At 34.8% G+C, this 784-nt stretch carries 1 protein-coding gene; it reads right to left on the reverse strand.

Annotated features, from left to right (window positions below):
• Window positions 1–73: 73 nt before the first annotated feature.
• Window positions 74–784: VOC family protein (locus ACY2RU_RS17690; RefSeq protein ID WP_490139811.1), on the reverse strand; the 711-nt coding region annotated here is incomplete at its 5' end.

The following is a 784-nucleotide window of genomic DNA, read 5'->3' on the forward strand; positions in this document are numbered from 1 at the left end:
TCGCCATTGGCTTTATACGGTGTTAGCACCCGTTTTTTATTCATTTATTTAAATATTTAGTCTATTCGGATTATTAGTGCCAGATACCTTCAGGAATTAGCTTTTCCTCTACTATTTCTACTAGCAGACTGTCAGGACCTCTAACAAAAAAACTTTTCATACCATGAATAGGATCAATTTTTATATTATGAACAATATCTAGTCCATCAGATCTCATATTATTCATTAGGAGCTCAATATTTTCAGTTGAAAAACCAATATGATCGATTGCGCTACCATCAGTTGGTTTAATTTCTTCGTTAGACCACCATGATTCTTCCTCAACTGGTTTACCAAATACAATGATATTAATATTATTGACGGTTAATAAATTCCATTTCCACCGAAGCTCGTTATTCTGCCATTGCTTTGCTTCTTCATATTCTGGAATGAAGCCAAGATGAGATTCAAACCAATTCATAGTTTTATCAACATCAGTTGATAGTAAATGTATGTGTTCAAATCTATGGTTTTTATTTCCCGTGTATACCTCTATAACTTCTTTTTCTGGACCAAGAAAGTACATCCAAAAATTATCACCAAGAGGTGTAATGTCGGTATGTATTACTATTCCCTCATTGACTCTCCAGTCAAACTCAGATTGACCATCTACACCCGACCAACCAATATGCCATAAACTGGAACCCAAATGTGTCGATGGTGCAGTATCGACAAGATTCATTAGTAAAAACGATTTTTCCGTAAAAAGAGCATCCACTCGATCTCGATATTTTACTTGAGTTGC

Source organism: Ulvibacter sp. 2305UL32-6 (genome assembly GCF_058148545.1).